Genomic DNA, 24,569 nt, shown 5'->3' on the forward strand with positions numbered 1-24,569 from the left:
CATAACTGAATGCCGATCAAGACCGCCGCGATCATTGGCGCCGGAATAGCCGGCCTTACCGCTGCGCTGGCTCTGGCAAGACACGGCGTTCGCGCCGTAATCTTCGAACAGGCCGAAGCACTGACCGAGGTCGGTGCCGGCCTGCAAATTTCCCCCAATGCATCCCGCATTCTTAACACGCTCGGGGTACTCGACGCACTTCAGCCCGTCTGGTTGGAGCCAAAAGAGGTGCGGCTGGTCTCCGGTTCATCCTTGCGGTTAATCGCGTCAGTGCCCTGCGGCAGCTTCGCCAGAGAGCGTTGGGGGTCTCCTTACGGCGCCGTTCATCGCGCGACGCTGCAAAAGGCGCTTCTCGACGCAGTAATGACCAATCCGCTCTGCACCCTGCATCTCGGCCAGCCCATCGATGCAACAAACAAACAAGCGCTTGATGCGACGATCGGTGAGGAAGCGGATCTGATCATTGGTGCCGATGGCGTCTGGTCGAAGGTGCGCACGCTGGTACCGGACGGCCCCTCGCCGCATTTCTCGGGCAATATCGCCTGGCGCTTCACCATCCCCGAGGCGCTGGCGTCCAGAGTCCTCGACAGAACGAGCGTTACGGCGTTTCTCGGTCCTTCGGCACATCTCGTCAGCTATCCGATCAAGGAGAATGCCGCTTTCAACATCGTGGCAAACATCTCCGGAAGCAGTGCGAGCCATGATTGGAACGCCGCAGGCACCAAGGCGCAACGCGAGCATCTTCTGAGCCGCTTCTCAGGCTGGAACGACAACATCAGGACAATGCTCGAACAACAGGAGAAAGCCACCTTCTGGCCGCTCTACGAAGCGAGCGCCGGCCGCTGGCACAATGGCAAGGATGTCATATTAATCGGCGATGCGGCTCATGCGATGATGCCCTTTGCGGCACAAGGCGCTGCCATGGCGATTGAGGATGCCTTCGAACTCGCCGGCATGGTGGCGTCACGCCCCCTCATCGAAGCGCTCGATCTCTTCGAAAAGCATCGAACACCGCGCATTGCGCGCCTGCGTCAGCGCGCAGCCTTCAATCATTTTGCCTATCATGCCCGTGGACCTGTGCGGATGGCCCGCGATCTTGTTCTGTCCATGCGCCCGCCGCAAAGCCTCGCGGCGGATCTGGATTGGGTCTACGGCTATCACGCCATCGGCTGATCAGGCTTCTTTCGCCGCAGCGAGGCCCTTTTCGATATCGACCTTGATATCGGCGACATCCTCAAGTCCGATCTGCAGGCGCAGTACCGGTCCTTCCGGCGGCGCCTTGCAGATGCGCCGGTCGTTGAGATTGACGTGCACCGCGAGGCTCTCGTAACCGCCCCAGGAATAGCCGAGACCGAAAATCCGGAGAGCGTCGAGGAAGGCATGCGCCTTGGCCCTGAATTTATCCGGGCTGCCGACAGCTAGCACGAAGGAGAAGATGCCGCTCGATCCCTTGAAGTCGCGCTTCCAAAGCTCATGGCTCGGGAAACTTGGCAATGCCGGATGCAGCACGCGTGCGACGTCCTCCCGGCCCTCAAGCCATTGCGCGATGGCAAGCGCGCTCTCCTGATGCCGCTCCAGACGCACGCCCATAGTGCGCAAGCCCCGCAGCACCTGGTAAGCATCGTCCGGCGCGCCGCAGATGCCGAGCTGAATATTGGCTTCCTTCAACTGGTTCCAATGGGCCGCATTGGCGGACACCGTCCCCATCAGAATATCGGAGTGACCAGCCGGATATTTCGTCGCCGCATGAATGGAGATGTCGACGCCGTGATCCAGCGGCTTGAAATAAAGCGGTGTCGCCCAGGTATTGTCCATGGTGACGACGCAGCCATGCCGGTGGGCGGCGGTCGAAATTGTCGAAATATCCTGCATTTCAAAGGTGTTGGAGCCCGGCGCCTCGGTATGCACCAGCTTGGTATTCGGCTTGATCAATTGCTCGATGCCAGCGCCGACCAGCGGGTCGTAGTACTCAATCTCGACGCCGAGGCGCTTCAGCATGGTATCGCAGAAGATGCGCGTCGGCCCGTAGACCGAATCGACGATCAGCGCATGGTCGCCGGCAGACAGAAAGGCCAGGAACGGCACGGTGATCGCCGCAAGCCCCGACGGCACAACGATTGTTCCCGCCGATCCCTCCAGCGCATCGATGGCATCGCAGAGCGCATCGGTCGTCGGCGTACCGCGCGTGCCATAGGTATATTTCTGGTCGCGCATCTCCATGGTCCGCGCGTTCGGAAACAGCACCGTCGAGGCATGCACGACCGGCGGATTGACGAAACCGTGGAAATCTGAGGGCGAATAACCGATGTGGGACAAACGCGTGTTGATGCCGGCGTTTTGCAGCGATGTGTCTTTGTCTTTCATGTCTGGATATGCCTTTGGCGCTGTGGGGACTTCGATTTGTGGCTGCCAAGCCCGATGGGGTCAACCCCGAACAACTCAGCAAATACCCATATTGCCTACATGCTGAAATACCGGAATAGCGGAACAACACCCTATTTTTGCGCAGTTTTTTGGCAAAACGCTGCCTAAATAGACGCCAAGCGCCCATTCGCAAGCCGAAACAAGCGAAAATGCCGAATTATTCCTCAATAATTCGGGCGATGTCTTGACCATAAATGCATTTGCGACTGTGATAGGATCACTCGCACCGGGAGAGTGAGGAACATGGTTCTCCGAGAACCTTCGGGCGCGATACGCTTTAACTATAAAACAATAGACAAAGGTTGGGAAAGATGAAAAAGATTGCTCTATCCGTATTCCTCGGAGCGGCAGCTTTGGCATACACCGCTTCGGGTGCGTCGGCTTCGACGCTGAGCGATGTGAAGGCCAAGGGCTTTATTCAATGCGGCGTGAACACGGGCCTTCTTGGCTTCGCACAGCCTGATGCATCCGGGAACTGGGCCGGTTTCGACATCGACTTCTGCAAAGCCGTCGCTTCGGCAGTCTTCGGCGATCCGAGCAAGGTGAAGTACACCCCCCTCAGCGCCAAGGACCGCTTCACGGCTCTGCAGTCCGGCGAAATCGACGTGCTGTCGCGTAACACGACCTGGACGATCAACCGTGACACCGCGCTCGGTCTCAAGTTCCGCCCCGTCACCTATTATGACGGCCAGGGTTTCATGGTTCGCAAGGAACTGAACGTGAAGTCGGCTCTGGAACTTTCCGGCGCAGCCGTATGCGTCCAGTCCGGCACGACGACGGAATTGAACCTCGCCGACTACTTCAAGACCAACAATCTTCAGTATAATCCGGTGGTCTTCGACAAGCTCGAGGAAATCAATACCGCCTACGACTCCGGTCGTTGCGATGTCTACACCACCGACCAGTCCGGCCTCTATGCGACGCGTCTGACGCTGAAGAACCCCGACGACAACATCGTCCTGCCGGAAATCATCTCCAAGGAGCCACTCGGCCCGGCCGTTCGCCAGGGTGACGACCAGTGGTTCAACATCGTCAGCTGGACCGCCTATGCGCTTGTGAACGCCGAAGAATTCGGGATCACGCAGAAGAACGTCGACGAGATGAAGAATTCGGCAAACCCGGATATCAAGCGCTTCCTCGGCGTCGAACAGGGCTCGACGATCGGCACCGACCTCGGCCTGACCAATGACTGGGCCTATAATATCGTCAAGGGCGTGGGCAATTACGGCGAAGTCTTCGATCGCAACATCGGTGCAGGCAGCCCGCTGAAGATCGCACGCGGTCTCAACGCTCTGTGGAACAAGGGCGGTATCCAGTACGCGCCTCCAGTCCGCTAAGCCGCGAACGGCTCGACTTTTGGAGAAAGGCGGCTTGCCGCCTTTCTCTCCTCAAGAAAACAAGCCTGAAACAGGCACACTGGGGAAAAATTCTGCATGGCAATTACTGTAAATTCGCCTGGCGGCGAGCGATCATTTGTATCTGCGCTATACAACACCAAAGTCAGAGGGGTGTTTTACCAGGCCGTCACCATCATCATTCTCGTAGGTGTCATTTGGTTCATCATCGAGAATACGCTCGACAATCTGCGGGCATTGAACCGATCCTTCGGCTTCGACTTCCTCGAAGGCCGCTCCGGCTTCAATCTGGGACAGGCACTGATTCCCTATTCGAGCGATTCCACCAATACCCAAGCGCTCCTCGTCGGTCTGCTTAATACGCTTCTCATTTCGGTGGTCGGCATCGTCTGCGCAACGATTGTCGGCTTCATCATCGGCATCGGCAGGCTTTCAGGCAATTGGCTGATCGCGAAGCTTTCCCAAGCCTATGTCGAACTCTTCCGCAATATCCCGCCCCTTCTCGTCATTTTCTTCTGGTACAGCGGCGTTCTGGTGCTGCTGCCACAGGCGCGAGATGCCGTGCATCTGCCATTCTCCAGCTATCTCAGCAACCGTGGCCTCGCATTCCCCCGCCCCATTTTCGGCACGGGCATGGAAGCCGTCGGCCTTGCCTTGGTTGTCGCCATCGTGGCGGTATTTTTCCTGGCGCGCTGGGCGCATAAGCGTCAGGCGGCGACCGGCCAGCAATTCCATACCATCTGGGTATCGATCGGCATATTGATCGGTCTGCCGCTATTGACCTTCCTCGCGGCAGGTCTGCCGCTCTCCTTCGACTATCCCGTAGCCGGCAAATTCAACCTGACGGGTGGATTCGTCGTGGGACCGGAGTTCATCGCACTTCTGCTGGCGTTATCTCTCTATACCGCAACCTATATTGCCGAAATCGTGCGCGCCGGTATTCGCGGTGTAGCAAAAGGCCAATCGGAAGCGGCGGGTGCGCTCGGGCTTCGCGCGTCGGCCATCACCAGGCTTGTGGTCATTCCGCAGGCAATGCGCATCATCATTCCGCCCCTGACGAGCCAATATCTTAACCTGATCAAGAACTCCTCGCTCGCGATCGCCATCGGCTATGCCGATCTCGTCGCCGTCGGCGGCGTGATCCTCAATCAGTCCGGCCGCGCGGTCGAAGTCGTGATCATATGGATGGTCATCTATCTCGCCTTGAGCATCGCAACGTCGCTGTTCATGAACTGGTTCAACGCCAAGATGGCTCTGGTGGAGAGATAAGATGCCCGACGTAAATCAAAGCCTCGTCAGCAAGACCCTTCTCCCGGCGCTACCTGCACCGGCCAGCGAGAAAGGCGCATGGCATTGGATCAAGACAAATCTTTTCGCCACACCGAAGGACGTCGTTCTGACCTTGCTCGCCATCGCCCTCCTTGTCTGGGCGATCCCGCATCTGGTCGACTGGCTGTTCGTGAAGGCGGTCTGGAGCGGAACCGATCGCACATTCTGCGCGACGACCGTTCAAGGCGGAACCCAACCGGACGGCTGGAGCGGCGCTTGCTGGGCTTTCGTCCGCTCGAAATTCATCATCTTCATGTTCGGCCTCTATCCGCCGGACGAACGCTGGCGGCCTGTGCTTGTCGCCATCCTGATGATCATTGCCTTCGTGCCGCTGCTGATGCCGTCAATTCCCAGGAAAGGATTGAACGCGATCCTGGCATTCTTCGTGCTGCCGGTCATCTCGTTCTTTCTGCTCCATGGCGGCTTCGGCCTCCAGACCGTGGAAACGGAGAGATGGGGTGGCCTGCTGGTGACCCTGGTGATCGCCTTCGTCGCAATCGCGGTATCCTTCCCATTCGGCATCCTGCTTGCGCTCGGACGCCGCTCGCAAATGCCTGTCGTCCGCATGCTATGCGTGATCTTCATCGAGGTCATCCGCGGTGTGCCGTTGATCACCGTGCTGTTCATGGCCAGCTATATGCTGCCATTGTTCATGCCGCAGGGCTGGACGGTGGATAAGCTGCTACGCGCAATAGTCGGTGTCTCGATTTTCACCTCGGCCTATATGGCCGAAGTCATCCGCGGCGGTCTTCAGGCCATACCGAAGGGTCAGTTCGAAGGCGCCGACTCGCTCGGCCTCGGCTATTGGCAGAAAATGCGACTGATCGTACTGCCGCAGGCGATCAAGCTGGTCATCCCAGGCATTGTCAACACCTATATTGGCATGTTCAAGGACACTTCGCTGGTGGCGATCATTGGTATGTTCGATCTGCTCGGCATCGTCCGTCAGAATTTCTCGGATGCCAATTGGGCGAGCGCCGTAACGCCTGTTACGGGTCTCGTTTTCGCCGGTTTCATATTTTGGCTGTTTTGCTTCGGCATGTCGCGCTATTCAGGTTTCATGGAACGCCATCTCGACACGGGCCACAAACGATAAGAACTGAGGGATAAAAATATGGCTGACGCCCAACTGAAAAAACTGACCATTTCCGATACGGAAGTCGCGGTCGAAATGATCAACATGAACAAGTGGTACGGCGATTTCCACGTGCTGCGCGACATCAACCTCAAGGTGATGCGCGGCGAACGCATCGTCATCGCCGGCCCGTCCGGCTCAGGCAAATCGACGATGATCCGCTGCATCAACCGCCTGGAAGAGCACCAGAAGGGCCAGATCATCGTCGACGGCGTGGAACTCACCAACGACCTGAAGAAGATCGACGAAGTGCGCCGCGAAGTCGGCATGGTATTCCAGCACTTCAACCTCTTCCCGCATCTGACGATCCTGGAAAACTGCACGCTGGCGCCGATCTGGGTGCGCAAGATGCCGAAGAAGCAGGCCGAAGAAGTCGCCATGCACTTCCTGACCCGCGTCAAGATCCCGGAGCAGGCGAAGAAGTATCCCGGGCAGCTTTCAGGCGGTCAGCAGCAGCGCGTAGCGATCGCCCGTTCGCTCTGCATGAACCCGAAGATCATGCTGTTCGATGAGCCGACCTCGGCGCTCGACCCGGAAATGATCAAGGAAGTACTGGATACCATGGTGGGTCTGGCCGAAGAGGGCATGACCATGCTCTGCGTCACCCACGAAATGGGCTTCGCCCGTCAGGTCGCCAACCGGGTGATCTTCATGGACCAGGGACAGATCGTTGAGCAGAATTCGCCGAAGGAATTCTTCGAAAACCCGCAGCACGAACGCACCAAGCTGTTCCTGAGCCAGATCCTGCACTGAGCAGACCATGCGACAATCAAAACCCGTCGGCTGTGACGCAGCCGGCGGGTTTTTTAATGTGCATTTGGGAAATGCCGCGGCAATTGCCGTTAACCATATTGACACTTGCAGCGAACCAGAACATTGTGTGAACAAATCAGGGCAAACACAATGGCATCCGGCGAAAAATTTATTATCCTTCCCTATAAGAAGAACCGCGGAAATCTGGTTCCCGGGGAAATGCGGCAGGCGTCGAGCGCCGCCAGCGCCGAGAAGATCGCCGCCTCCATGTCCGCGCGCTTCATCGGCGTGGCCGCCTATGCGGTCATGGTCGACGAAGAAACCGGCGACATGACCTCCCCTCGCCTCCTGGCACGGCACGGCGAGATCGCGGAGCTGAACGCCGCCTGACGCCTTTCATCGCCATTCACGCGTCTCTCGTGCACGAGAAGCCAGCTCTAGCGCAAAGGCAGTGCGTAGGTCTGTTTTACGATCTGGCTTGGTACGTCCGTCTTGACGTTCTGGATGCCGTTGACCCTCGTGAGGTGTGTCGACTGAAATTGCCGGTAGTCATCCAAATCCGAGACGACGACGCGCAATAGCGCGTCGCTTTCTCCCAGCATGATGTAGCATTCCATCACCTGTGGCAATTTCTTCATTGCGTCCATGAAATGGTCGATGGTTTCGGCGTCCTGAGCCGTCAGCCAGACGCGAGCGAACATCGAGAGGGGTAGCCCCGCCTTGACCGGATTGAGCACCGCCACATAGCGATCGATGATGCCGGCCTCCTCGAGGAGCTTGACCCGCCGCAAGCAGGGCGACGGAGACAAGCCCACTTCCTTTGCCAACTCGATGTTCTGAAGGCGTCCATCGCGCTGCAGGGCATGCAATATACGCTTATCGAGCTCATCCAGACGTATTGGCATTTCGCACCAATAATTCGAGCAATCGGAGTTTCAATGCCAATTTTTCCAATAAAATTGGCTTCTTCGCAACCCAATTGTGGGCGTTTGCTTCTACGATGCCAGTCATGGAAAACACAAGTTTGCTTCTCTTTGCAGCCACGGTCTTGCCTCTCATCTGCACCCCCGGACCGGACATGCTGTTCGTGGCATCGCAAACCCTATCAGGCGGTGCATCTGCCGGGTTGCGTTCAACGGCAGGGGTTTGCATCGGTTATATGGTGCACTCGGCTCTTGTGGCATTGGGCGTTGCTGCCATCATTGCGGCCTCGCCTGCGCTCTTTACGGCTCTTCGCTGGCTGGGCGTTGCCTATCTGCTCTATCTCGCATTCCAGCTCATCACGTCATCGATGAAAGGCGGCAGGATGACACTGTCGGCGGGAGCCCCTACAAGCCAGCTTCAACGAGGCTTCCTGACGGCCTTCCTCAACCCAAAAGGCATGATGATTTATTTCGCCATCCTGCCGCAATTCATGCAACATGAAGGAAACATCGCGCTGCAGGCATCTGTCCTTTCGGCAATTTTCATCGGGTTGTGTGGCATCGTCTACGCCACCCTCAGCTTCGTGATTGCAGCGGTCGGGACACGCGGCGGCTTCAATGATCGCCGCCGGAGATGGATCGAAGCAACAGCTGGCGGTCTTTTGCTTGTAGCTGCCGGAAGATTGGCAGCCTGAACACGCCCATAGCGCTCGATAGCAAACCCGATATACTGCCGCTTGCTGCGCAAGACGCAGTTTCACGAGGCGTTGGGGGACGGGACGTGAAGAAAAGCGACAGAATAATCATGACTTTTGCTCTTCTGGGAGCGGCGATCATCATCATAAAGCTAATCGGCGCAATGGCCGGGTATGACCTCATCGAGATGGCGGTGAATGCGACCAGACCGGCCGATGCCGGCGGCTGGCCAGCGGAAACGCATTGAGCCCGTCGTTTCCGCAGCAACACAATGCTGACCCGCTACAACTACACCAATTAACGAAGTAAAATCAAATACCTAGAAAAGAGATGCCTGTCGCCGCATACGTCTGGAGGCGGGATCGTCGTTTTCATTCCTGAATTTAAGTCTCCGAACCAGATGAGGCGGCGGCGAGCGCCGTTTCGACGACTCCGCCGACCGCTCGAGGGTAGTGACGACCTCGTCGGGATTCTTTTCCGCGTGGTGAAGAGCCAGGCGGCCGACCGCGAGATCGACGACTCATGACCGTCCCACGCTCGCGCCCAGGATGACGAGGAGTTCATCCAGCTGCTCGAACTGCTCGGGCATCCCACCCTCCATCCCGGCGATGGCGTCGTCGAGAGCTTCCTTCGAGGGATAGAGTTCGTGCAGGACCAGCAGCGTCTTGTCACCTTTTTCCTCGAAGGTCACCGTGGTCACGGAACCGTCACCACTTTCCTCATTCGTCCAGACGAGGCGCGCATTCGCTATCACTTCGATGTATTTGCCGAAGAATTCCATAGCGCTTGAGGCATCGTGCCCAAACGCAACACGGTAGCCGCCGCCGACACGAACATCCATCTCGCAGGAAAGCAGAGGCACGCCCATCGACTTCGGTGCCCACCACCGCATGAACAGCTCGGGTTTGGTCCACGCCTCGAACACGAGGCGCGCCGGACCGTTGAAGGTTCGCGTAACGACAAGCTCACGCTCGGACTTCCGCTCCACCGTCGTGTGGTCCTTGATGGGGGTAGGCTCACTCTCTCTTCTTGAGTCCATCGGCCTTCTCCTTCCGTTTCAGTTCCTCGACAACCTTGTCCAACTCGTCGAAGCGTGCGTTCCAGAGCTGGCGGTACCTCTCGATCCATGCCGCCTCTTCCTCCAGTCGGCGCAGGCCGAGCTTGCAGGTTCGCACGCGCCCGACCTTTTCCGTGGTGACGAGCCCCGCCTGCTCCAAGACGCCGACATGCTTCTTCATGCCCGTGAGAGTCATGCGGAACTTCTCGGCAAGGTCCGTGATCGAAGCGTCTGCACGCCCGAGCTCCTCTAGAACGCCGCGTCGGGTGGCGTCCGAGAGCGCGGCGAACGAGACATCGAAGCGGGTCGGCATATACTGAACCATATGGTTCAGTATTTAACACACGGATTGGCGACATACAAGGGGAGGCCGAGCGCGCGCTGCATTCCCAACCGCCTTCGCTCCCAAATCGACCTCACCTCGATACAGATTCGATCGACTCGGGGATCCCCAGGCAGTCGGGAACCAAGTTCCGTACGACAGCTGCGAGCACTCCCACTCAGATGTGAAGACGCGACTGGACCGTTTGCCTGCTAGACGAAGACTGGAGACCGTGGTCTGTGCAGGTCCCCTCATCCCTACACCAGAGTAACTACCTGACAGTCATCCGCCCTATTCCGGGCTGAGACATGGCCCTGGCCATTTGGTAAGCGCTGCAAATCCAGGTGTTTCCGCTTGAGTCACCCGCCAGATGCAGCAGAAAAACCACGCGCTGGCGGGTGTCGATCTCAGCCGCCGCAGTTTCGTTCTGTGTGCTGAGCTCCGACCGCCGATCAAGCGGTCGCCGCTACTGGAGCTTCCGGGATCAACCAGGCTACATTGATCCACATGGCTTTCCGCGAAGGTATGCAGCAGTTGTATGAATCCCTGGCGGTCTACCCGGGCCACGATTTGGGAGGATCATACGTTCACATCGCATCTTCGTGAAGCAGACCACGTGAAGAACCTTCAGATGGTTCACGCCATCTGCTGGTTCGGTGATCGCGAGAGCAAGTCATCGAGTCAGAAAAACAAGGTGCGGGACCCTTTGCGCGAATTGGCGGCCGTCGCCAGAGGACCAGGCAAACTGAAAGTCGCCTACCGCCAACCACATCTACACTTCAGTATGATTTCGGCAGCGGCCAATAACAACTAAAGTGAAGTTCGCGCAATTACGACGAGGTGCTCACATGACAATCTACTCAACGCGCCGATCGCGTCTACAACTGGCGGCAATTCCCACACTAGCCGTGGTCATTGCATTCACCCTCGCCTCCTGCACTACCAACAAATATGGAACGCCAGAGCAAAGTCTGCCCGTGAGCCACCATGGGGCGGGCTCAAACCGTTAGGGTACTCGAACGACTGTGATCTGCCGGGTGCGCGGTAGGCGGCATCGGCCCGCCCCCGGGTGGACCTTGTCCTGGCCCTGCTGTTTCCGCGCGTCGATCACAAGAGGAAAGCTGACGCCTTCGTATATTCGGCCTTGGTATTAGGAATGCCTAGTAGTAGGCCAACAGCGTTCTCGGCCCTTCGTTCCCTTAACGACATCGACGCCTTCTGGACGTCGAGCCTTCTTCATCTCTTCCGATGGTCGTCATGCTCGCTTTGTGAAAGCCTGATGTCCTGCAGGAACCGGAAGAGCGACCCCGCCAGCAAGCAGAGTGCCGCAACGAATAATATGGCGGCTCCCGGTTCGTGACGGTATCCGAAAAAGGCGACGACGAAACCGAAGAGGAGCAGAAACGTCACGCCAATTCCGGCCAACACAGCCAGGTGCAATGCGCTGTTCAAGAGGAGTTCTCGTCGCCTCAGTTCCCCGATTTCCTTCTTCAGCCAGGCTCGGGCGACGTCATTTTCGTCGATCTCGCGGAGGTTTCTAATCCGCTGCGTAACGCCGGCAATCCGATTGACCAGAACCGACACCATCCCAGCGACAGCATTGAGCATGAACGCAGGCGCGACCGCCTGATTGATCATAGTGGAAAGCTGATCGGCGTCGACTGGCATATAAGCACCTACGATCGGAATGTTCGGCATAAATGGACGACCACATCGCCGTGGAGGCGCTACGGAATGACATTGACAGCCCGCGCGGCCACGAGGACGAGTGTCAGCAGCGAGATGCCACTTTCGAGCATCATGAGCGCCTTCGCAAGTGGCGTAAGTGGTGGCAGGTCGGACTGAAAGCCGTCGCCGTATTGAACGCCAGAGATAGATAATCGATGTAGAACGGCCGCCAATCCGGCGGCGCGAATTCGCGGGCCGGCACCTGGGGTAAGAGCCAGCCGGGTCTCCTTGCTATCCCACGCGCGACGAGCCAGTCACGTCAACCTTGTCTGGTCTTGATCTTCGTCAGGTCGACGACTGTCGTGTGATTGAGAGCACGACCGCCATCAGCGAGGCGAGCAATGCCGCTTGCAGCGAGAGCTTGTTGAATACTTCACAGGTCATTGCTCGCTCCGATGCATGGTTGGGAGTCCGACTACTTCAACAGGCCGAGATTGAAGAGCTGAACCCGTCGGTTGACGGCCGAAGTCGGGTTTGTCCCATCGATCGGATATTCCTGGCCCGCACCAACCGCAAACAGACGCTCCGGCTTGATGGCGAAGGTCGTCGACAGTGCCTCCTTGATGGCATTGGCGCGGTCTTCGCTGAGCTGAAGGTTATGCTTGGCGTCGCCCGTCGAGCTTGTGTGTCCGACGATCAGGAACGAGTACCGCGCCAGATTGGGATGATGAAGCGCATCGGCGATCAGCCCGAGGGTGCGATAGGATTCCGGTTCCATCGCGACTGAGTTGTTGACGAAGTTGAGCTCCACGACGAGTTGCGAGAGTTGGGCAAGCTTGCTCCAGTCCGGCAGGCCTGCGGCACTTCCTGCAGGATTGGCCGCCGCCTGCTGCTTCAGCAACATGACGTCGATCTGTGGTGCGACCTTGCCGGCATTGTCGAGGCTGGCGATGATCCGCTGTTGCGATACTTCCTGGCCGGAAGCGGCAACGGGCAGAAGTAGAATGCCGGCGATAAGAGCGGCGCTAATTCGATGAACGGACATTTTCATTTCTCCTGTTCCAGACATGCTTCTAGCGCCAACCGGCGTCGGTGATCGCCTGGCTGCATTTGGGCCCGGTGACGCGATCAGCCTTGACTAGGCAGGACAGCATGTTGCCGTCGCCCTTAACCCCCTTGCAGGTGGTTGCCATATTGCGCCTGCAGACCGTGTAATAGGCGATCTGTGCTGCCTGGCGCTGCTTGATCGAAGCGATGACGCCTGCAAGCGTCGAGGTGCAAGTCGGAGAGACCTTTGCGGCGTTCTTCTGAAGGCAATTGGTGATCGCGTTGTTGCCGAGGTTGAGGCCGCTGCAGACCTTCTTGATGTCCTCACCGCAGCTTTTGGCAAGCGTGGTGACGGCGTCGGCATAGCTGATGGTGTCGGCGCGGGCGACGACGGAGAGGCTGAGAAAGGCGACAAGCGCCCCGGCCCCGATAAAGGCTATTCTGCTTTTCATGCTTAGTCCTCTCTCTTGTTAAACAGTGGATGTACCCTTGCAAGCACCGCCGGGCGCTCCGCCTGGACCTGATGATCAAGCACTTTGAATTCATGCTGCTTCCGTCCTGTGCCGGTCAGGGCCCCCTAAATGTCGGTCGCCCAGCCAATGTCAGATACGCGGCCAGGTCTGCGACTGGCAGAACACCCTCATGACGCAACCCTTCATCGTCACGGAATTGCCGGACACGGTCATCGTGCCGTCATAGGTCTTCCCGGCGTCCGGATCGGTGATCCTGCCGGCATAGTGGCCGCCGCTCCCCTTGAAGGTGCCGATCTGCTCGCCCTTGTGCTTGCCCGTTTTCAGCACGATGCAGTAGCCGCTGCCGCAAGGGCCGATCGCCGCGATGGTGCCAGCCTCGGTCCTCCAGTTACCGACGATTGGGTCGGCGGCGTGGGCTGACGCCGTCGCCATGGCGACAGCCGCGACGACAAACAGAATTCTCCTCATGTGATCTCTCCTTGAACCAGACGACGAAATTCGATCAGCAGTAGTAGACGCCGACGGCGCAGCGGCGGACGGTACTCCGAGCAACTCCGGCGACGCTGAACGGGGCGAGCGGACGACCGATCCTCGCTTCCCCGTCCCTGACAAGGGCGCCGAAGTCGGGCACCAAGTGCTGTGCTCCGACTTCCATGCCCGCCGATGTGATCACGGCCGTGATTGAGACGATCCTGAGCCTCCTCACCACCGTCATAGTATGAGATGCATGCGTATCGGCAGGCTCAGTAGCAGGGAGGATACGGGTAGTACCCGCATGCCGGTGGCCGATAGTAGTAGTAAGGTCGGTCGGCAACGGCCGCGGCACCAAGTGCCGCCCCAGCGACGACGCCTGCACCGTAATATGCACCAGGATGGGCGTACCAACCGCCACGCCAGACCGGAGCGTGGGCGAAACCGCCGCCGACTGCGACGCCACCATACGGACCGCGCGCCGCGAACCAGTCGATGAACAGCGACGCCGGTCCATCAGCTCCGGCAAGGTCACCTTCAAGGACGGCTACGTCGAAGGTCAGGTTTCCGCCCTCGATCTTCGGCGTCTTCAGGACGACAACCGCATCGGCGACGGAATCTCCCTTGGAACTCAGGACTGATATCGTCGCGTTTGGCGGATCCTTGGCGAAGCTGTCAGCGCCCTCATCCCATTGCTTGATGAATTCGGTGGTGAGCACATGACCCGCGGAGCGCACCGGGCGGTCGGCGAATACGATCGATGTCGGAGAGATGGCACTCATGGTGAGCTTGCCGTTCTCCAGCTTGGCACCTCCGGAATTGAGGACGGCAAGCGACGGCACCATCTTTGACTTGGTTGCACCGATGGTCTTCTGCGCGGGTGCTGAGATCGCGTCCTGCGCCAAGACGGGCGATGTCGATAGAAGGCTCGCGGCGACCGCGACCATGCACATTTCGAAGATTCTAAACATTAGTCTCACTCCCGGTTCGCTGTTCAAAATGGTGAGCGTCTATTGTCGTGGCAGTTTGAGTGGGACGACCGCGGCCCGCTCGAGGACCTGCGCTATCTCCATCCGCAGGCTGTCTATGAGTTCCTCATACTCGGCGATGCGCTCATCACGCTCCGGAGCGGACGATCGCTCCCACTGCAGTTTCTCGTCATGGGCAGTCAGGAAGTCGTCGCACATGTCGCGAAACCCCTCGTCGCGGGCGGCGACCTCCTCGATGATTTTGGCGTGCTCCTTGAAGGAGCCGTTTACGAATTCAACACCGTTCCCCATCGGTTTTATCCATTCGCAAATGTCGCCTCGTCGAGCGGCTTGCCGCTGGCTATGCTGTCCGCGAGAAACGAGAAAATCTTCGTGGCGCTATTGTCTTTGGTCACCTTCAGCTTGGCGGCGATCGGGAGCTTGCTGATCGGCGACGTGGGATCGTTGGCTAGACGGACGACGCCGACATATTCCGAGTGATCGGTGACGCCCTGGAAATCGAGGGGCGTCTTGATCTTCACGTCGAAGCCGGCTTGATGCTTGATGGTCTGACCCATCGAGGACTGGCAGGCCTCTTCCGGTCCGGTCACCGTGTTCCCGATGATGCAGGCCAGCGACGACCAGCTCGTGTGCTGATGGGTCTGTCCGAAGTAGGCGTGCCGTTCCTGGGCGGCGGCCCCCGTCGCAGCGACTGCGAGGATGGTTGAGGAAAGCAACGGTAGGACCCGGTTCGACCTGCGCATGTCTTGCCCTCGATTGCGGTTTGACTTTGGGGATGGAAGGTCTCCCGTCAACCTGTGAGCAGCGGACTAGAAAGCGCAAGGTATGTAACAGTAACATACGGTCCCGCGCGCGGCGTAGCTTCGGTAGATCTCCGCCACCTGTTGCCGCGAGCAAAGGGCGCTTCTCATTGCAAGATCTGCTTTGGTGCCTGGCACTCGCCGTTATGGACGAAGGTCCGCTTCCGCAGTAGGTTGCATTCGAAAATGGTGATATAACATTAGCAAGAGTCCCTCAGGAGCGGGTGAGGAGCAAGCCGTGCAGAACGAATTGCCAGCGGGGGGCGAGGCTGCGCCGCCATTGTCACGCCCTGCCCCGAGCCCGGATGATATACGTGCCCAGCTTGAGCGCATCATCAACAGTCCCGAATTCCCCCACGTCGGTCGGAGCGCTGCCTTCCTGACGTATGTCACGGAGGAAGCGCTTGCCGACCGTGCGGCGCGGATCAAGGGCTACTCGATCGCAGTAGAGGTCTTCAAGCGGAGCGAAGGGTTCACTCAGGACGATCCTGTCGTGCGCATCGAGGCGGGACGACTGCGTCGCTCGCTGGAGCGCTACTACCTCGTCGCGGGACAGCATGATCCGATCAGAATTGACATCCCCAAAGGTGGATACGCGCCATCCTTCGTCTGGAACGAAGAGGTCTCAGGCTCCTCCGGCCACGACGTTGCGGCGCCGGAACCCCGACGATCAGCTCGCCTGCAGTTGCAGACACTGATGCCGTTCGGTGTAGGAGCTAGCGTCATGCTCGGCGTTGTGATTGTCGCGTTGGCCCTAACCGCCTATCTGCCGCCCATACGGTTTGGCTCCTCGTCCCAAGCACCATCCCCCGAGGAGGGTCCGACGCTTGTCATCGCCCCGTTTGCCAATCTTGGCGATGGTCCGCAGGCGGCGCTCTACACGGCAGGCCTGACCGAGGAACTTCTGACGGCGCTCCCCCGCTTCAAGGAGATCACGGTCTTCGGCCGCGAGACATCCAAATCCCTGCCTTCGGGGGTCGAGGCGTCCCAGGTCCGCGACGAGCTGGGCGCTCGCTTTCTTCTTGCGGGCAGCGTTCGCGTTTCGGGTGACCGCGTCCGTGTGACAGCGCGCCTGCTTGATACCGACAACGACGAAATCCTGTGGTCGCAGACCTACGACAACGACACCAAGAGCGGCGATCTGTTCAGTATCCAGTCGGATGTTGCTAACAAGGTGGCGAGCGCCGTGGCGCAACCCTACGGCATCATGGCTCAAGCGGACGCCTCCAATCCGCCCCCTGACGATCTCGGCGCCTATGGCTGCACGCTGAGCTTCTATGGATACCGTGCGGAACTAAGTGCCAACCGGCATCTGGAGGTGCGCGAGTGCCTTGAGAGCGCTGTCGCGCGCTATCCGTCCTTCGCCACCGCATGGGCGATGCTCTCCATCATCTATCTCGATGAGGACCGCTTTCGGTTCAATCCGCGCACCGACGCGTCACTGCCGATTGATCGCAGCTTGCAGGCAGCCCGTCGCGCCGTGCAACTGGATCCGGACAACACCCGTGCTCATCAGGCGCTGATGACGGCATTATTCTTCAATCAGGAGGTTCCCGAAGCCCTCCGCGTCGGCGAACAGGCGTTAGCGACCAATCCGAACGACACTGAACTGCTCGGAGAATTTGGTACGCGTGTCGCGATGAGTGGCGAATGGCAACGTGGAGCGGCCTTGCTCGACCGCGCCCTTGCCCTCAACCCCGGCGGTGGTGGCTACTACCACGGCACCCGCGCGCTCGCGGCCTACATGCTGCACGACGACAACACCGCGGTCGTCGAGATCAAGCAGGCCGACCTCCAGAAGTTTCCGCTCTACCATGCCGTTGCCGCCGTCATATACGTCGATGCCGGTATGATGGACGACGCCCGTCGGGAAGCGACCCGTTTCAACGAGATGCGGCCGGACTTCATTCCCAACATCGTCGCGGAACTCAAGGCGCGGAACTTCCAGCCCGTGGATCGGGCAAGGCTGATCGCCGACATTAGAAAGGCTGGCCTGCCCGCACCGGACGAAGTGCGAGCGTCCATGCTGTTGCCGCCGCACGGCTCGGCCGTGCTACAGCCGCGTTAACGCTTGCGCGGCGCATGCATCGGGGCCGCAATGGCACAGAACCTACCAGATGTTACGGGCGTTCGCCGTCGTCCGGCTGTAGAAGTCGATGGATTGCAAAGATCCGCCCAGGAGGGCATGCGTCGATGACCAGACCATCACGAAAATCCCAGCGTCGTTTCTCGGCCGCGCTTGCGGCTGGGGCGCTCGCCCTGTTCGTTTCAGGATCCTTGTCGGTGACCCGTGCCGACGAAGCCGACGCCAAGACGCTGGTGAAGGCGATGTCCGACTATCTCGCCTCCCAGAAGGCGATCTCCTTTGCCTATGACACCAACCTGGAGGTCGTGACCCCCGACCATCAGAAGATCCTGCTTGCAAGCTCCGGCAAGATGGAAATGGGCCGCCCCGACAAGCTCCGCGTCACGCGGCATGGCGGGTTTGCCAATGTCGAGATGATATTCGACGGCAAGACGGCGACCCTCTTTGGCAAGGATGCCAATCTTTATGCGCAGGCCGAGGTTCCCGGCACGATCGATCACCTCGTCGACGAAATGCGGGACAAGCTGCATCGGCCTGTACCGGGCGCGGACCTGCTGCTGCCCAATGCATACGACGAGTTGATGCGAGACGTAACCGACGTCAAGGACCTCGGAAGCGGCGTCATCGGCGGCGTCGAATGCGACCACCTGGCCTTCCGTGCCAAGGAGGTCGACTGGCAGATATGGATCGCCCAGGGCGACCACCCCTACCCTTGCCGCTACGTGATCACCGCGACCCAGGTCGATCAGGGACCGCAATACAGCATCCAGATCAGCGACTGGAAGACCGGCACGGATGTCGTGGCGGACGACTACACCTTCAAGAACACCACGAACGCGCAGAAGGTCGATCTGGCCAAGCTCAAGGACGCCGACGAGCTTCCGGATCACCTCGCGAAAGGAGCGAAGCAATGACCCTGTTAAGACGCGTGAGGATACTGCTTGTCGCTGCCGCGGTTGGATTTTCCGGGCTTGAGGTGGCGGAGCAACTGTCGATCCCCCTGACGGGCGAGATCGTGACCCCGGCCGAAGCCAGGATCGGCAGACCGCTAACACCGGTCAGCGTCGCGGGAGTCGCCCGGCGCACCGTCCGGCGCTGCGCGGTGGGCGTCTACTACTGTTAGGACAAGGCACTCGAAGGGCCGTACCTGAGCATTTTGAATGAGGGTGATCGGTGGGCAGTCAAAATAACGTTGTGTGGGCGTCGGCTCAGAAGAACTGGCTTCGTTGGGTTGTTCTGTGTGGAGTGCTTGCGGCACTTCCCGGATGTGGCGGTCATCCGAAGGATGTGCTGACGCCTGTAGCGGACACGTCTCCGCAGTCGCCGAAGGTCGACATGCTGATCACCACGACGCGAACGCGATCGACGGTTCCGGGAGAAATGTTTACCGGAGAACGGGCGCTCGCCCCTGCCTTCGCCGACATCACCGTGTCGATTCCACCCAGCAAGGTTCGCAAGGAAGGACAGGTCGCCTGGCCGAAGCGATTGCCGTCCAATCCGGCGACCGACTTCGCGACCGTGAAGGCCGATGACCTCAACGTCGACGAAGCCAAGCGCTGGCTCCGCGCCTCCGTCCGCAAGAGTCCCGACCATAGCGTGCTCGTCTTCATCCACGGCTTCAACAACCGCTTCGAAGACGCAGTGTACCGCTTCGCGCAGATCGTCCATGATTCCGGCGTTCATAGCGCGCCCGTGCTGGTGACATGGCCCTCGCGCGGCAGCCTGCTTGCCTACGGCTACGACCGTGAGAGCACCAACTATACCCGCAACGCATTGGAGACGCTCTTCCAGTATCTGGCGAAGGACAAGGAAGTGAAGGAGGTCTCGATCCTTGCGCATTCGATGGGCAACTGGCTGGCGTTGGAATCCTTGCGACAGATGGCGATTCGCAATGGTCGCCTGCCGGAGAAGTTTAAGAACGTCATGCTGGCGGCTCCCGATGTCGACGTCGATGTCTTTCGCCAGCAGATCGCCGACATGGGCAAGCAGCACCCGCAGTTCACACTGTTCGTATCGCGCGACGATCGTGCCTTGGCCTTCTCGCGCCGGGTATGGGGCGACGTATCCCGGCTTGGTGCCATCGATCCGGAACAGGCTCCGTATAAGAAGGAGCTGGAAGACAACAAGATCACGGTGATCGACCTGACCAAGATCAAATCCGGCGACAGCATGAACCACGGCAAGTTTGCGGAATCGCCCCAGATCGTCCAGCTCATCGGTCAAAGAATTTCCGAGGGGCAGACGTTGACCGACAGTCACGTCGGACTTGGCGACCAGATTTTGGTGGCGACAACAGGGGCCGCGACGGCGGCAGGAAATGTCGCTGGTCTGGTCCTTGCTGCACCCGTCGCCGTCGTCGATCAGGACACGCGGGACAACTACGCAACCCATGTCGGAAGCCTGGCAGGCGCAAACAGCACACACCCGATCACGACCAGGGACTGCGATCAAACCAGACCGCCACCGAGTTGCAGACGCTGATTTCGCTGTCAGTTGTTACTGTGTAACATACATATCCGCGGCGGGCTTTTGGGGCATGTTTCCGGCGGGGACGGCGAGAGGACAATTCCGGGCGATTCCGTCTCAGGCAAATGAGGGAAATGCATGCGGGTATTATTGTTGCACGCCGCCGCGGTGCGCGCCGGCCTTGGCGTTGCGTCTACAGTACATATGGCCGACATCGCGCCGGGCATTCCGGAAGCCAAGGTGGCAAAAAGTGAAAGCGGCTAGGCCTTAGAACTGGCACTTGGGATCGATCATATCCTCCGCGGATCCATGGGATCGACTTGCTCCGATTATTCTCGCCAGAATATAGAAGCCATGCTGTCCACTTGGGGATGTGGCATCAAAGACGCCGACGACCACGTTTTTCATGCGTGTGCGGGCTCCATCAACACCGTCTGCGACAGCCTTCAACGGGTTCAAGTTTGTTAGGTCGTTGGCGACATAGAATTTTGCCCACCAGCCGGCATTGCCCTTCAAACTTGTAAACCGGGCGCTCCCGATTTCCATCTGATCGCTCTTGAGCAACGCGCGAAAGCGAGGCGTCTCGCATCCAATGTGGATGTGCAGTCGGTCTTGCGTGCGCCACACAGCGGCGTTTACCGCTAGTGCAAAATCCTGTGGCGGAGCCCTCCCTGCGCGGATCGCATCCGAACGCTCCTTCCAGGCGGCGTCAAAGTAATTTGGCGCTCCAGCCGCCAACAGACGAGGATCTTCTATGCCAGGCACATCGGCCAGCGGGGCCAGAACAGTGCGCTCTTTGTCTGCCGGCTCGCGAAGGACAGCATAGGAAGACAAAGGATCCTGTGCCTGGACGACTTTGAGGCACGGATACGGCGATCCAGTTAGGACAGAGTTGATCTTGCAAGCTTCAACGACCAGCCCCAAAGCAGAGCGGCTTGCAAATGAGCTCATGATTATGACGATGGCGGCGAGAGAAATCGTAAGAACGATGCGACGATGTTTCATTGATGACTTCTGCTCTCACAAGATAACGCAAATTCCCTAGCACAATGATTTTCTCGGCGCAGCAATGTCCGATTGATGACACTCCGGGATACGGTCGAACCGCAGTGGAGTTTCTCGAACACGAACTGGCGAAACCCTTCGGCGGCTCAACAGTAGTGATTTCGCATCACGCTCCGCATCCGCGATCGGTCGATCCCGCGTTTGCGGCGGATCCCTCGTCAGTGGCCTACGCATCCGACCTCTGCGAGCTCATCCGCGTGTTTCGGCCAGCCATTTGGGTTCACGGCCACGTTCACCGGAGCGCGGACTATATCGTCGAACGGACCAGGATCATCTGCAATCCGCGCGGCTACCCGTCGAAACCAAATCCGGATTTTCAGCCGCAATTGATCGTGGAAATCTAACGGTGACCACTAGCATCAGAGATCAGTGGTTTCACTTGTCGGCCGCGGGCCAGTCATTTGCAGGCTCTTCGACCACCGCGCGCTGGTCCTCCGCCGGATCGGGGTCGCGGCCGCACGCCGTCCTGAGGTAGCCGATCTCCTCAACGAGTGCGTCGAAGACATCGTCCTGCTTCGCGCCAGCAACGACTAACGTGGCAACCAAATCCTCCAGTTTCAGGCGCAGTTCTTTTCTCCAGGCGTCGCTCATTTCTTTCTCCGTGTAGTCTTTGGTTTGCCTCCGAGTTCGATCCAGTCGGGAGCATGATCACTCGTATGCTCCCACCCCCGAACGTGCTTGTCGACATCTGCCTTGGACAAACGTTCGGCGACACTGGGGCTGAGCAGGAAATGATCGATTCCTAATCCGGCATCGCCGCCATGGAAAGTTCGAAAGTAGTCCCAGAACGTGTAGATGCGTCGTCTGGGTGCAGGTCGCGAAGCGCGTCATCCGCCGCCAGGGACGTTCGTGACTGTAGACGTCGCGCCAGAGGTCGCATTGTTGCTTTGAGATGGCGCGCCATATCGATAGAGTCATTCTGGTTATGCCGGACCCAGTCGGTATCAATGGTTCGAGCCAAGTTAACGTTCTGACGACGCATATACTGCTGGACGGTGCGCCTTCCCTGACGGCAAGCTGCGTTGAACCACGGGACCTTTGCATAAGTATCGATTGGGCGTATCGGTTGAAGCGATAGTATACATCCATCGATATCCGTAGGTTATTGGTCGTGTTCTTGTGTCGTGTGATTCTGGGCGTTCTGGCATCTTTAATTTGGATCGGAGCGGCGCGCGAACGTAACGATACAACAAATCCCGATAGCAAACAGTTCCCCCGTCCTTTTGCTAACGACCACGTGTCGTCAGGAACGGCTGAGTTCTCGATCGTCTGGAACCAGAGGGACGGTACAATAGTCTCGGAAGCTGGGAAGGTCATAGAGACGGACAAGGGCGCGTCACAGCCAATCCGCTTGATATCACAGTGGCAAGAGCAAATGATGAAAATAGCAGGCTAAGCCATTGAAATTAAAGTGGCGACCCCTGCAGGATTCGAACCTGCGACCACCTGCTTAGAAGGCAGGTGCTCTATCCAGCTGAGCTAAGGGGCCTGAAAGCCAAACCGCCGCGAACAATTCGCGGCTGACAACACATGCCTGAAACTTCCGTCAAACTCAATGGGCGCCGAATTCAATGAGTTCTGGACTCAATGAGTCCACGGCTGAATACGATTGAAGCGGAAGTTATCGGTGTAAGAAACCACCTGGCGATTGGCGTCCTTGGGTAGGAGAACGCGGTATTCGATGCCATTGCGCTGGGCATAGGCTTCAGCCTGCTCCTGCGACTCGAAGGTCAGCTTGAGCTGCTGGCGCGTATCGGCTGAAGAGGTATAGCCCATGATCGGATCGATCTTGCGTGGGATTTCCTGATCGAATTCCAGAACCCACAAATGGGTCTTGGCCTTGCCGGACTGCATGGCAGTTTTTGCGGGACGGTAAATCTTAGCAGGCATCGCTGCAGCGCCTCCGGATAAGCGGGACAGTCCCGCCTTTTGCTTCTCTTGTCTCCGCCCAGCCCCATAGAGGCAGAGCATTGTTGGATTTTGCTTAGCCGCGAATCCCTTTGTTTTCAAGCAAAAAGGCGACCAGGCCGCATCCCAATCCATCAATCTCGGGGAGATTAAAATGGTCGGAGTGGAGAGATTCGAACTCCCGACCCTCTGGTCCCAAACCAGATGCGCTACCAGACTGCGCTACACTCCGTGCCCATACGCATAATCCCTCTAGGAGATCGCGTCGCCCCGCTCGGCGGAACGAGTGCGGAGATACACGGTTCATCCCCGTGCTGCAACAGCTAAAATGGCGTTGAGGCGCCGATCCCCGAGGAAAAATCTACTTGCCGAGCTTGGCGGAAATCGTGGCGCTGGTCACCTTGTCACCGACGGCAAGGCCGAGTTTCCTGGCGATACCGCCGTTCAGCTCGATGACGTAAAGCACCGCCCCGTTGGAGCTGATGATCGCTTCCGAATAGGGTACGGCGTTTTCCTGAATATGAGTGATGACGCCGCTCTTGTCCAGGAAGAGCATGTCGAGCGGCAACACCGTGTTCTTCATCCACATCATGACCGGCCGAGGCGCACCAAAATCGAAGAGCATGCCGTGATCGGCCGGCATACTCTTACGATACATCAGGCCGAACTCGAGCTGCGGCTCGGTCAACGCCAATTCCACAGTGAATTTGTGCGTCACACCCTTGGCCGTCTGGATCGACAACGGTTCCGAATCGAACACCATCGATTGCTCGCTGGTCGCTTGCGCGGCAAAGGAGGGAGCAGACGCTCCGACTAGAAAAAGCGCCACGACGGCGCTCTTCAAAACGGCAGAAAACGTAATCCTGGTCATATCAATGCGGCCGAGTCACCGGGCTTGGCGCATCCGGATGGATTTCCGCGGCCATCAGTCCCTTCTCACCCGGCCCGAAGCGGACGAGAACCACCTGCCCTGGCCGCAGTTCCGCCAGACCAAAACGACGCAGCGTTTCCATATGCACGAAGATGTCTTCCGTGCCCTCGCCGCGGGTCAGGAAGCCGAATCCCTTGGTGCGGTTGAACCACTTGACCAAGGCGCGCTCCAGGCCGCTTGTCGCCGTGACCTGGACATGGGTGCGCACCGGCGGCATCTGCGACGGATGTACCGCGGTCGATTGATCCATGGAGAGGATCTTGAAAGCCTGATAACCACGTTCACGGCGCTGAATCAGTGCTACGATACGCGTTCCTTCGAGAATGGTCTGATAACCGTCGCGACGCAGGCATGTCACATGCAACAGCACGTCCTGCATACCATTGTCCGGAACGATGAAGCCAAAACCCTTGGCGACGTCGAACCACTTGACGACGCCGGAGATTTCGATGAGTTCGACGGCTTCGCCCGACATCTCTCCGAAGTCGGCGATTCCCTTCGATGAAATTCTATCACCCATCTTAGCCAGCCCTCGATTACGCGTCACACTGTTACGGTTAACTGATTCCTTGAAATCAAGATTAACATCTTGGTAACGGAAAAGCGCAAGTCCTAGTTTTCGTTTATTCCCATCCGTAGATTATCGCGCCAAGTCTTGCCTGAAGCTGGTG

Annotated in this window: 29 protein-coding genes, 2 tRNA genes and 1 pseudogene; 13 read left to right on the top strand and 19 right to left on the bottom strand. The window is 58.6% G+C overall.

Going from position 1 to position 24,569, the window contains the following annotated elements; all coding sequences use genetic code 11:
- The first annotated feature begins 9 nt into the window (after positions 1-9).
- Complete coding sequence (locus FHT86_RS07715; protein WP_133706265.1) at positions 10-1,173, top strand: FAD-dependent monooxygenase; 1,164 nt, start codon at positions 10-12, stop codon at positions 1,171-1,173.
- Here FHT86_RS07715 and FHT86_RS07720 read toward each other — a convergent pair whose 3' ends face one another.
- On the bottom strand, positions 1,174-2,364 hold the full coding sequence (locus FHT86_RS07720; RefSeq protein ID WP_133706266.1) for a cystathionine beta-lyase: 1,191 nt from the start codon (positions 2,362-2,364) through the stop codon (positions 1,174-1,176).
- Between the two features lie 371 nt (positions 2,365-2,735).
- Between FHT86_RS07720 and FHT86_RS07725 the strand changes: the two genes are divergently transcribed.
- The 5 genes from FHT86_RS07725 to FHT86_RS07745 all read left to right on the top strand — a co-directional run bounded on the left by FHT86_RS07725 (position 2,736) and on the right by FHT86_RS07745 (position 7,386).
- On the top strand, positions 2,736-3,761 hold the full coding sequence (locus FHT86_RS07725) for an amino acid ABC transporter substrate-binding protein (RefSeq protein WP_133706267.1): 1,026 nt from the start codon (positions 2,736-2,738) through the stop codon (positions 3,759-3,761).
- Positions 3,762-3,857: 96 nt separating this feature from the next.
- Positions 3,858-5,048 (top strand): amino acid ABC transporter permease, encoded by a 1,191-nt coding sequence (locus FHT86_RS07730; protein WP_133706268.1) that lies wholly within the window; start codon positions 3,858-3,860, stop codon positions 5,046-5,048.
- A 1-nt stretch (position 5,049) separates the two neighbouring features.
- Positions 5,050-6,204 (top strand): amino acid ABC transporter permease, encoded by a 1,155-nt coding sequence (locus FHT86_RS07735; RefSeq protein ID WP_133706269.1) that lies wholly within the window; start codon positions 5,050-5,052, stop codon positions 6,202-6,204.
- Positions 6,205-6,222: 18 nt separating this feature from the next.
- Positions 6,223-6,996: an amino acid ABC transporter ATP-binding protein gene (locus FHT86_RS07740; RefSeq protein ID WP_133706270.1), complete on the top strand. Its 774-nt coding sequence runs from the start codon at positions 6,223-6,225 to the stop codon at positions 6,994-6,996.
- Positions 6,997-7,146: 150 nt separating this feature from the next.
- Complete coding sequence (locus tag FHT86_RS07745; RefSeq protein WP_133706271.1) at positions 7,147-7,386, top strand: hypothetical protein; 240 nt, start codon at positions 7,147-7,149, stop codon at positions 7,384-7,386.
- A gap of 47 nt (positions 7,387-7,433) precedes the next feature.
- On the opposite strand, the gene FHT86_RS07750 is transcribed toward FHT86_RS07745, so the two are convergent.
- Entirely contained in the window at positions 7,434-7,901 is a 468-nt protein-coding gene (locus FHT86_RS07750; protein ID WP_210297598.1) for an Lrp/AsnC family transcriptional regulator, read from the bottom strand.
- Between FHT86_RS07750 and FHT86_RS07755 the strand changes: the two genes are divergently transcribed.
- Together FHT86_RS07755 and FHT86_RS07760 are read left to right on the top strand one after the other, a co-directional pair.
- A complete protein-coding gene (locus FHT86_RS07755) occupies positions 7,895-8,614 on the top strand; it encodes a LysE family translocator (RefSeq protein ID WP_246779404.1) in 720 nt (239 codons plus the stop codon). The two genes, FHT86_RS07750 and FHT86_RS07755, sit on opposite strands and share 7 nt — an antisense overlap.
- 110 nt (positions 8,615-8,724) lie before the next feature.
- Positions 8,725-8,862 carry a hypothetical protein gene (locus FHT86_RS07760; protein WP_166656770.1) on the top strand — a complete coding sequence of 46 codons (138 nt, stop codon included), beginning with the start codon at positions 8,725-8,727 and terminating at the stop codon, positions 8,860-8,862.
- A 273-nt stretch (positions 8,863-9,135) separates the two neighbouring features.
- On the opposite strand, the gene FHT86_RS07765 is transcribed toward FHT86_RS07760, so the two are convergent.
- The 9 genes from FHT86_RS07765 to FHT86_RS07805 form a co-directional block, all read right to left on the bottom strand.
- Positions 9,136-9,654, bottom strand: a complete 519-nt coding sequence (locus FHT86_RS07765) for an SRPBCC family protein (RefSeq protein WP_133706272.1) — start codon at positions 9,652-9,654, stop codon at positions 9,136-9,138.
- Positions 9,632-9,997 carry an ArsR/SmtB family transcription factor gene (locus FHT86_RS07770; protein ID WP_133706273.1) on the bottom strand — a complete coding sequence of 122 codons (366 nt, stop codon included), beginning with the start codon at positions 9,995-9,997 and terminating at the stop codon, positions 9,632-9,634. The genes FHT86_RS07765 and FHT86_RS07770 overlap by 23 nt, the downstream gene beginning before the upstream one ends.
- Before the next feature lie 1,233 nt (positions 9,998-11,230).
- On the bottom strand, positions 11,231-11,662 hold the full coding sequence (locus FHT86_RS07775; RefSeq protein ID WP_133706274.1) for a DUF2721 domain-containing protein: 432 nt from the start codon (positions 11,660-11,662) through the stop codon (positions 11,231-11,233).
- A 475-nt stretch (positions 11,663-12,137) separates the two neighbouring features.
- On the bottom strand, positions 12,138-12,707 hold the full coding sequence (locus FHT86_RS07780; RefSeq protein ID WP_246779405.1) for an OmpA family protein: 570 nt from the start codon (positions 12,705-12,707) through the stop codon (positions 12,138-12,140).
- A gap of 28 nt (positions 12,708-12,735) precedes the next feature.
- The gene (locus FHT86_RS07785) at positions 12,736-13,161 is read right to left on the bottom strand and encodes a hypothetical protein (protein ID WP_133706276.1); all 426 of its coding nucleotides are present in this window, start codon (positions 13,159-13,161) and stop codon (positions 12,736-12,738) included.
- Between the two features lie 150 nt (positions 13,162-13,311).
- The gene (locus tag FHT86_RS07790; protein WP_133706277.1) at positions 13,312-13,650 is read right to left on the bottom strand and encodes a DUF2147 domain-containing protein; all 339 of its coding nucleotides are present in this window, start codon (positions 13,648-13,650) and stop codon (positions 13,312-13,314) included.
- 275 nt (positions 13,651-13,925) lie between these two features.
- Positions 13,926-14,624 carry a hypothetical protein gene (locus tag FHT86_RS07795; RefSeq protein WP_133706279.1) on the bottom strand — a complete coding sequence of 233 codons (699 nt, stop codon included), beginning with the start codon at positions 14,622-14,624 and terminating at the stop codon, positions 13,926-13,928.
- A 39-nt stretch (positions 14,625-14,663) separates the two neighbouring features.
- The gene (locus FHT86_RS07800; RefSeq protein ID WP_133706280.1) at positions 14,664-14,933 is read right to left on the bottom strand and encodes a hypothetical protein; all 270 of its coding nucleotides are present in this window, start codon (positions 14,931-14,933) and stop codon (positions 14,664-14,666) included.
- A 5-nt stretch (positions 14,934-14,938) separates the two neighbouring features.
- On the bottom strand, positions 14,939-15,385 hold the full coding sequence (locus tag FHT86_RS07805) for a DUF3604 domain-containing protein (RefSeq protein ID WP_246779406.1): 447 nt from the start codon (positions 15,383-15,385) through the stop codon (positions 14,939-14,941).
- A gap of 295 nt (positions 15,386-15,680) precedes the next feature.
- Between FHT86_RS07805 and FHT86_RS07810 the strand changes: the two genes are divergently transcribed.
- From FHT86_RS07810 to FHT86_RS38415, 5 genes are all read left to right on the top strand, one after another.
- A complete protein-coding gene (locus tag FHT86_RS07810) occupies positions 15,681-17,510 on the top strand; it encodes an adenylate cyclase (protein WP_133706281.1) in 1,830 nt (609 codons plus the stop codon).
- A gap of 125 nt (positions 17,511-17,635) precedes the next feature.
- Positions 17,636-18,442: a DUF2092 domain-containing protein gene (locus tag FHT86_RS07815; protein ID WP_133706282.1), complete on the top strand. Its 807-nt coding sequence runs from the start codon at positions 17,636-17,638 to the stop codon at positions 18,440-18,442.
- Positions 18,439-18,651: a hypothetical protein gene (locus FHT86_RS07820; protein WP_133706283.1), complete on the top strand. Its 213-nt coding sequence runs from the start codon at positions 18,439-18,441 to the stop codon at positions 18,649-18,651. Before FHT86_RS07815 ends, FHT86_RS07820 begins: the two co-directional genes overlap by 4 nt.
- A gap of 71 nt (positions 18,652-18,722) precedes the next feature.
- A complete protein-coding gene (locus FHT86_RS07825; RefSeq protein WP_166656798.1) occupies positions 18,723-20,009 on the top strand; it encodes an alpha/beta hydrolase in 1,287 nt (428 codons plus the stop codon).
- A 123-nt stretch (positions 20,010-20,132) separates the two neighbouring features.
- Positions 20,133-20,258 carry a hypothetical protein gene (locus FHT86_RS38415; protein ID WP_281413642.1) on the top strand — a complete coding sequence of 42 codons (126 nt, stop codon included), beginning with the start codon at positions 20,133-20,135 and terminating at the stop codon, positions 20,256-20,258.
- A 3-nt stretch (positions 20,259-20,261) separates the two neighbouring features.
- On the opposite strand, the gene FHT86_RS07830 is transcribed toward FHT86_RS38415, so the two are convergent.
- The 8 genes and pseudogenes from FHT86_RS07830 to FHT86_RS07860 form a co-directional block, all read right to left on the bottom strand.
- On the bottom strand, positions 20,262-20,999 hold the full coding sequence (locus FHT86_RS07830; protein ID WP_133706285.1) for a CDP-diacylglycerol diphosphatase: 738 nt from the start codon (positions 20,997-20,999) through the stop codon (positions 20,262-20,264).
- A gap of 435 nt (positions 21,000-21,434) precedes the next feature.
- On the bottom strand, positions 21,435-21,650 hold the full coding sequence (locus FHT86_RS07835) for a hypothetical protein (RefSeq protein WP_133706286.1): 216 nt from the start codon (positions 21,648-21,650) through the stop codon (positions 21,435-21,437).
- Positions 21,647-21,888: pseudogene (locus FHT86_RS37900) on the bottom strand (exodeoxyribonuclease III); the annotation flags it as partial. The pseudogene FHT86_RS37900 and the gene FHT86_RS07835, both read right to left, overlap by 4 nt.
- Positions 21,889-22,471: 583 nt before the next feature.
- Positions 22,472-22,548 (bottom strand) — tRNA-Arg (locus FHT86_RS07840).
- Between the two features lie 95 nt (positions 22,549-22,643).
- On the bottom strand, positions 22,644-22,949 hold the full coding sequence (locus tag FHT86_RS07845) for an ETC complex I subunit (protein WP_133706287.1): 306 nt from the start codon (positions 22,947-22,949) through the stop codon (positions 22,644-22,646).
- A 173-nt stretch (positions 22,950-23,122) separates the two neighbouring features.
- Positions 23,123-23,199 (bottom strand) — tRNA-Pro (locus FHT86_RS07850).
- Between the two features lie 129 nt (positions 23,200-23,328).
- Positions 23,329-23,838 carry a DUF192 domain-containing protein gene (locus tag FHT86_RS07855; RefSeq protein ID WP_133706288.1) on the bottom strand — a complete coding sequence of 170 codons (510 nt, stop codon included), beginning with the start codon at positions 23,836-23,838 and terminating at the stop codon, positions 23,329-23,331.
- 1 nt (position 23,839) lies between these two features.
- The gene (locus FHT86_RS07860; RefSeq protein WP_133706289.1) at positions 23,840-24,418 is read right to left on the bottom strand and encodes a cold-shock protein; all 579 of its coding nucleotides are present in this window, start codon (positions 24,416-24,418) and stop codon (positions 23,840-23,842) included.
- Positions 24,419-24,569: the final 151 nt, after the last annotated feature.

Source organism: Rhizobium sp. BK313 (assembly GCF_014193655.1).
Classification (GTDB): domain Bacteria; phylum Pseudomonadota; class Alphaproteobacteria; order Rhizobiales; family Rhizobiaceae; genus Rhizobium.

Coding starts and splice junctions, on each gene's coding strand:
- FHT86_RS07715 (WP_133706265.1), top strand. CDS start 10: ATGCCGATCAAGACCGCCGCGATCATTGGCGCCGGAATAGCCGGCCTT.
- FHT86_RS07720 (WP_133706266.1), bottom strand. CDS start 2,364: ATGAAAGACAAAGACACATCGCTGCAAAACGCCGGCATCAACACGCGT.
- FHT86_RS07725 (WP_133706267.1), top strand. CDS start 2,736: ATGAAAAAGATTGCTCTATCCGTATTCCTCGGAGCGGCAGCTTTGGCA.
- FHT86_RS07730 (WP_133706268.1), top strand. CDS start 3,858: ATGGCAATTACTGTAAATTCGCCTGGCGGCGAGCGATCATTTGTATCT.
- FHT86_RS07735 (WP_133706269.1), top strand. CDS start 5,050: ATGCCCGACGTAAATCAAAGCCTCGTCAGCAAGACCCTTCTCCCGGCG.
- FHT86_RS07740 (WP_133706270.1), top strand. CDS start 6,223: ATGGCTGACGCCCAACTGAAAAAACTGACCATTTCCGATACGGAAGTC.
- FHT86_RS07745 (WP_133706271.1), top strand. CDS start 7,147: ATGGCATCCGGCGAAAAATTTATTATCCTTCCCTATAAGAAGAACCGC.
- FHT86_RS07750 (WP_210297598.1), bottom strand. CDS start 7,901: ATGCCAATACGTCTGGATGAGCTCGATAAGCGTATATTGCATGCCCTG.
- FHT86_RS07760 (WP_166656770.1), top strand. CDS start 8,725: ATGACTTTTGCTCTTCTGGGAGCGGCGATCATCATCATAAAGCTAATC.
- FHT86_RS07765 (WP_133706272.1), bottom strand. CDS start 9,654: ATGGACTCAAGAAGAGAGAGTGAGCCTACCCCCATCAAGGACCACACG.
- FHT86_RS07770 (WP_133706273.1), bottom strand. CDS start 9,997: ATGGTTCAGTATATGCCGACCCGCTTCGATGTCTCGTTCGCCGCGCTC.
- FHT86_RS07775 (WP_133706274.1), bottom strand. CDS start 11,662: ATGCCAGTCGACGCCGATCAGCTTTCCACTATGATCAATCAGGCGGTC.
- FHT86_RS07780 (WP_246779405.1), bottom strand. CDS start 12,707: ATGTCCGTTCATCGAATTAGCGCCGCTCTTATCGCCGGCATTCTACTT.
- FHT86_RS07785 (WP_133706276.1), bottom strand. CDS start 13,161: ATGAAAAGCAGAATAGCCTTTATCGGGGCCGGGGCGCTTGTCGCCTTT.
- FHT86_RS07790 (WP_133706277.1), bottom strand. CDS start 13,650: ATGAGGAGAATTCTGTTTGTCGTCGCGGCTGTCGCCATGGCGACGGCG.
- FHT86_RS07795 (WP_133706279.1), bottom strand. CDS start 14,624: ATGTTTAGAATCTTCGAAATGTGCATGGTCGCGGTCGCCGCGAGCCTT.
- FHT86_RS07800 (WP_133706280.1), bottom strand. CDS start 14,933: ATGGGGAACGGTGTTGAATTCGTAAACGGCTCCTTCAAGGAGCACGCC.
- FHT86_RS07805 (WP_246779406.1), bottom strand. CDS start 15,385: ATGCGCAGGTCGAACCGGGTCCTACCGTTGCTTTCCTCAACCATCCTC.
- FHT86_RS07815 (WP_133706282.1), top strand. CDS start 17,636: ATGACCAGACCATCACGAAAATCCCAGCGTCGTTTCTCGGCCGCGCTT.
- FHT86_RS07820 (WP_133706283.1), top strand. CDS start 18,439: ATGACCCTGTTAAGACGCGTGAGGATACTGCTTGTCGCTGCCGCGGTT.
- FHT86_RS38415 (WP_281413642.1), top strand. CDS start 20,133: ATGCGGGTATTATTGTTGCACGCCGCCGCGGTGCGCGCCGGCCTTGGC.
- FHT86_RS07830 (WP_133706285.1), bottom strand. CDS start 20,999: ATGAAACATCGTCGCATCGTTCTTACGATTTCTCTCGCCGCCATCGTC.
- FHT86_RS07835 (WP_133706286.1), bottom strand. CDS start 21,650: ATGAGCGACGCCTGGAGAAAAGAACTGCGCCTGAAACTGGAGGATTTG.
- FHT86_RS07845 (WP_133706287.1), bottom strand. CDS start 22,949: ATGCCTGCTAAGATTTACCGTCCCGCAAAAACTGCCATGCAGTCCGGC.
- FHT86_RS07855 (WP_133706288.1), bottom strand. CDS start 23,838: ATGACCAGGATTACGTTTTCTGCCGTTTTGAAGAGCGCCGTCGTGGCG.
- FHT86_RS07860 (WP_133706289.1), bottom strand. CDS start 24,418: ATGGGTGATAGAATTTCATCGAAGGGAATCGCCGACTTCGGAGAGATG.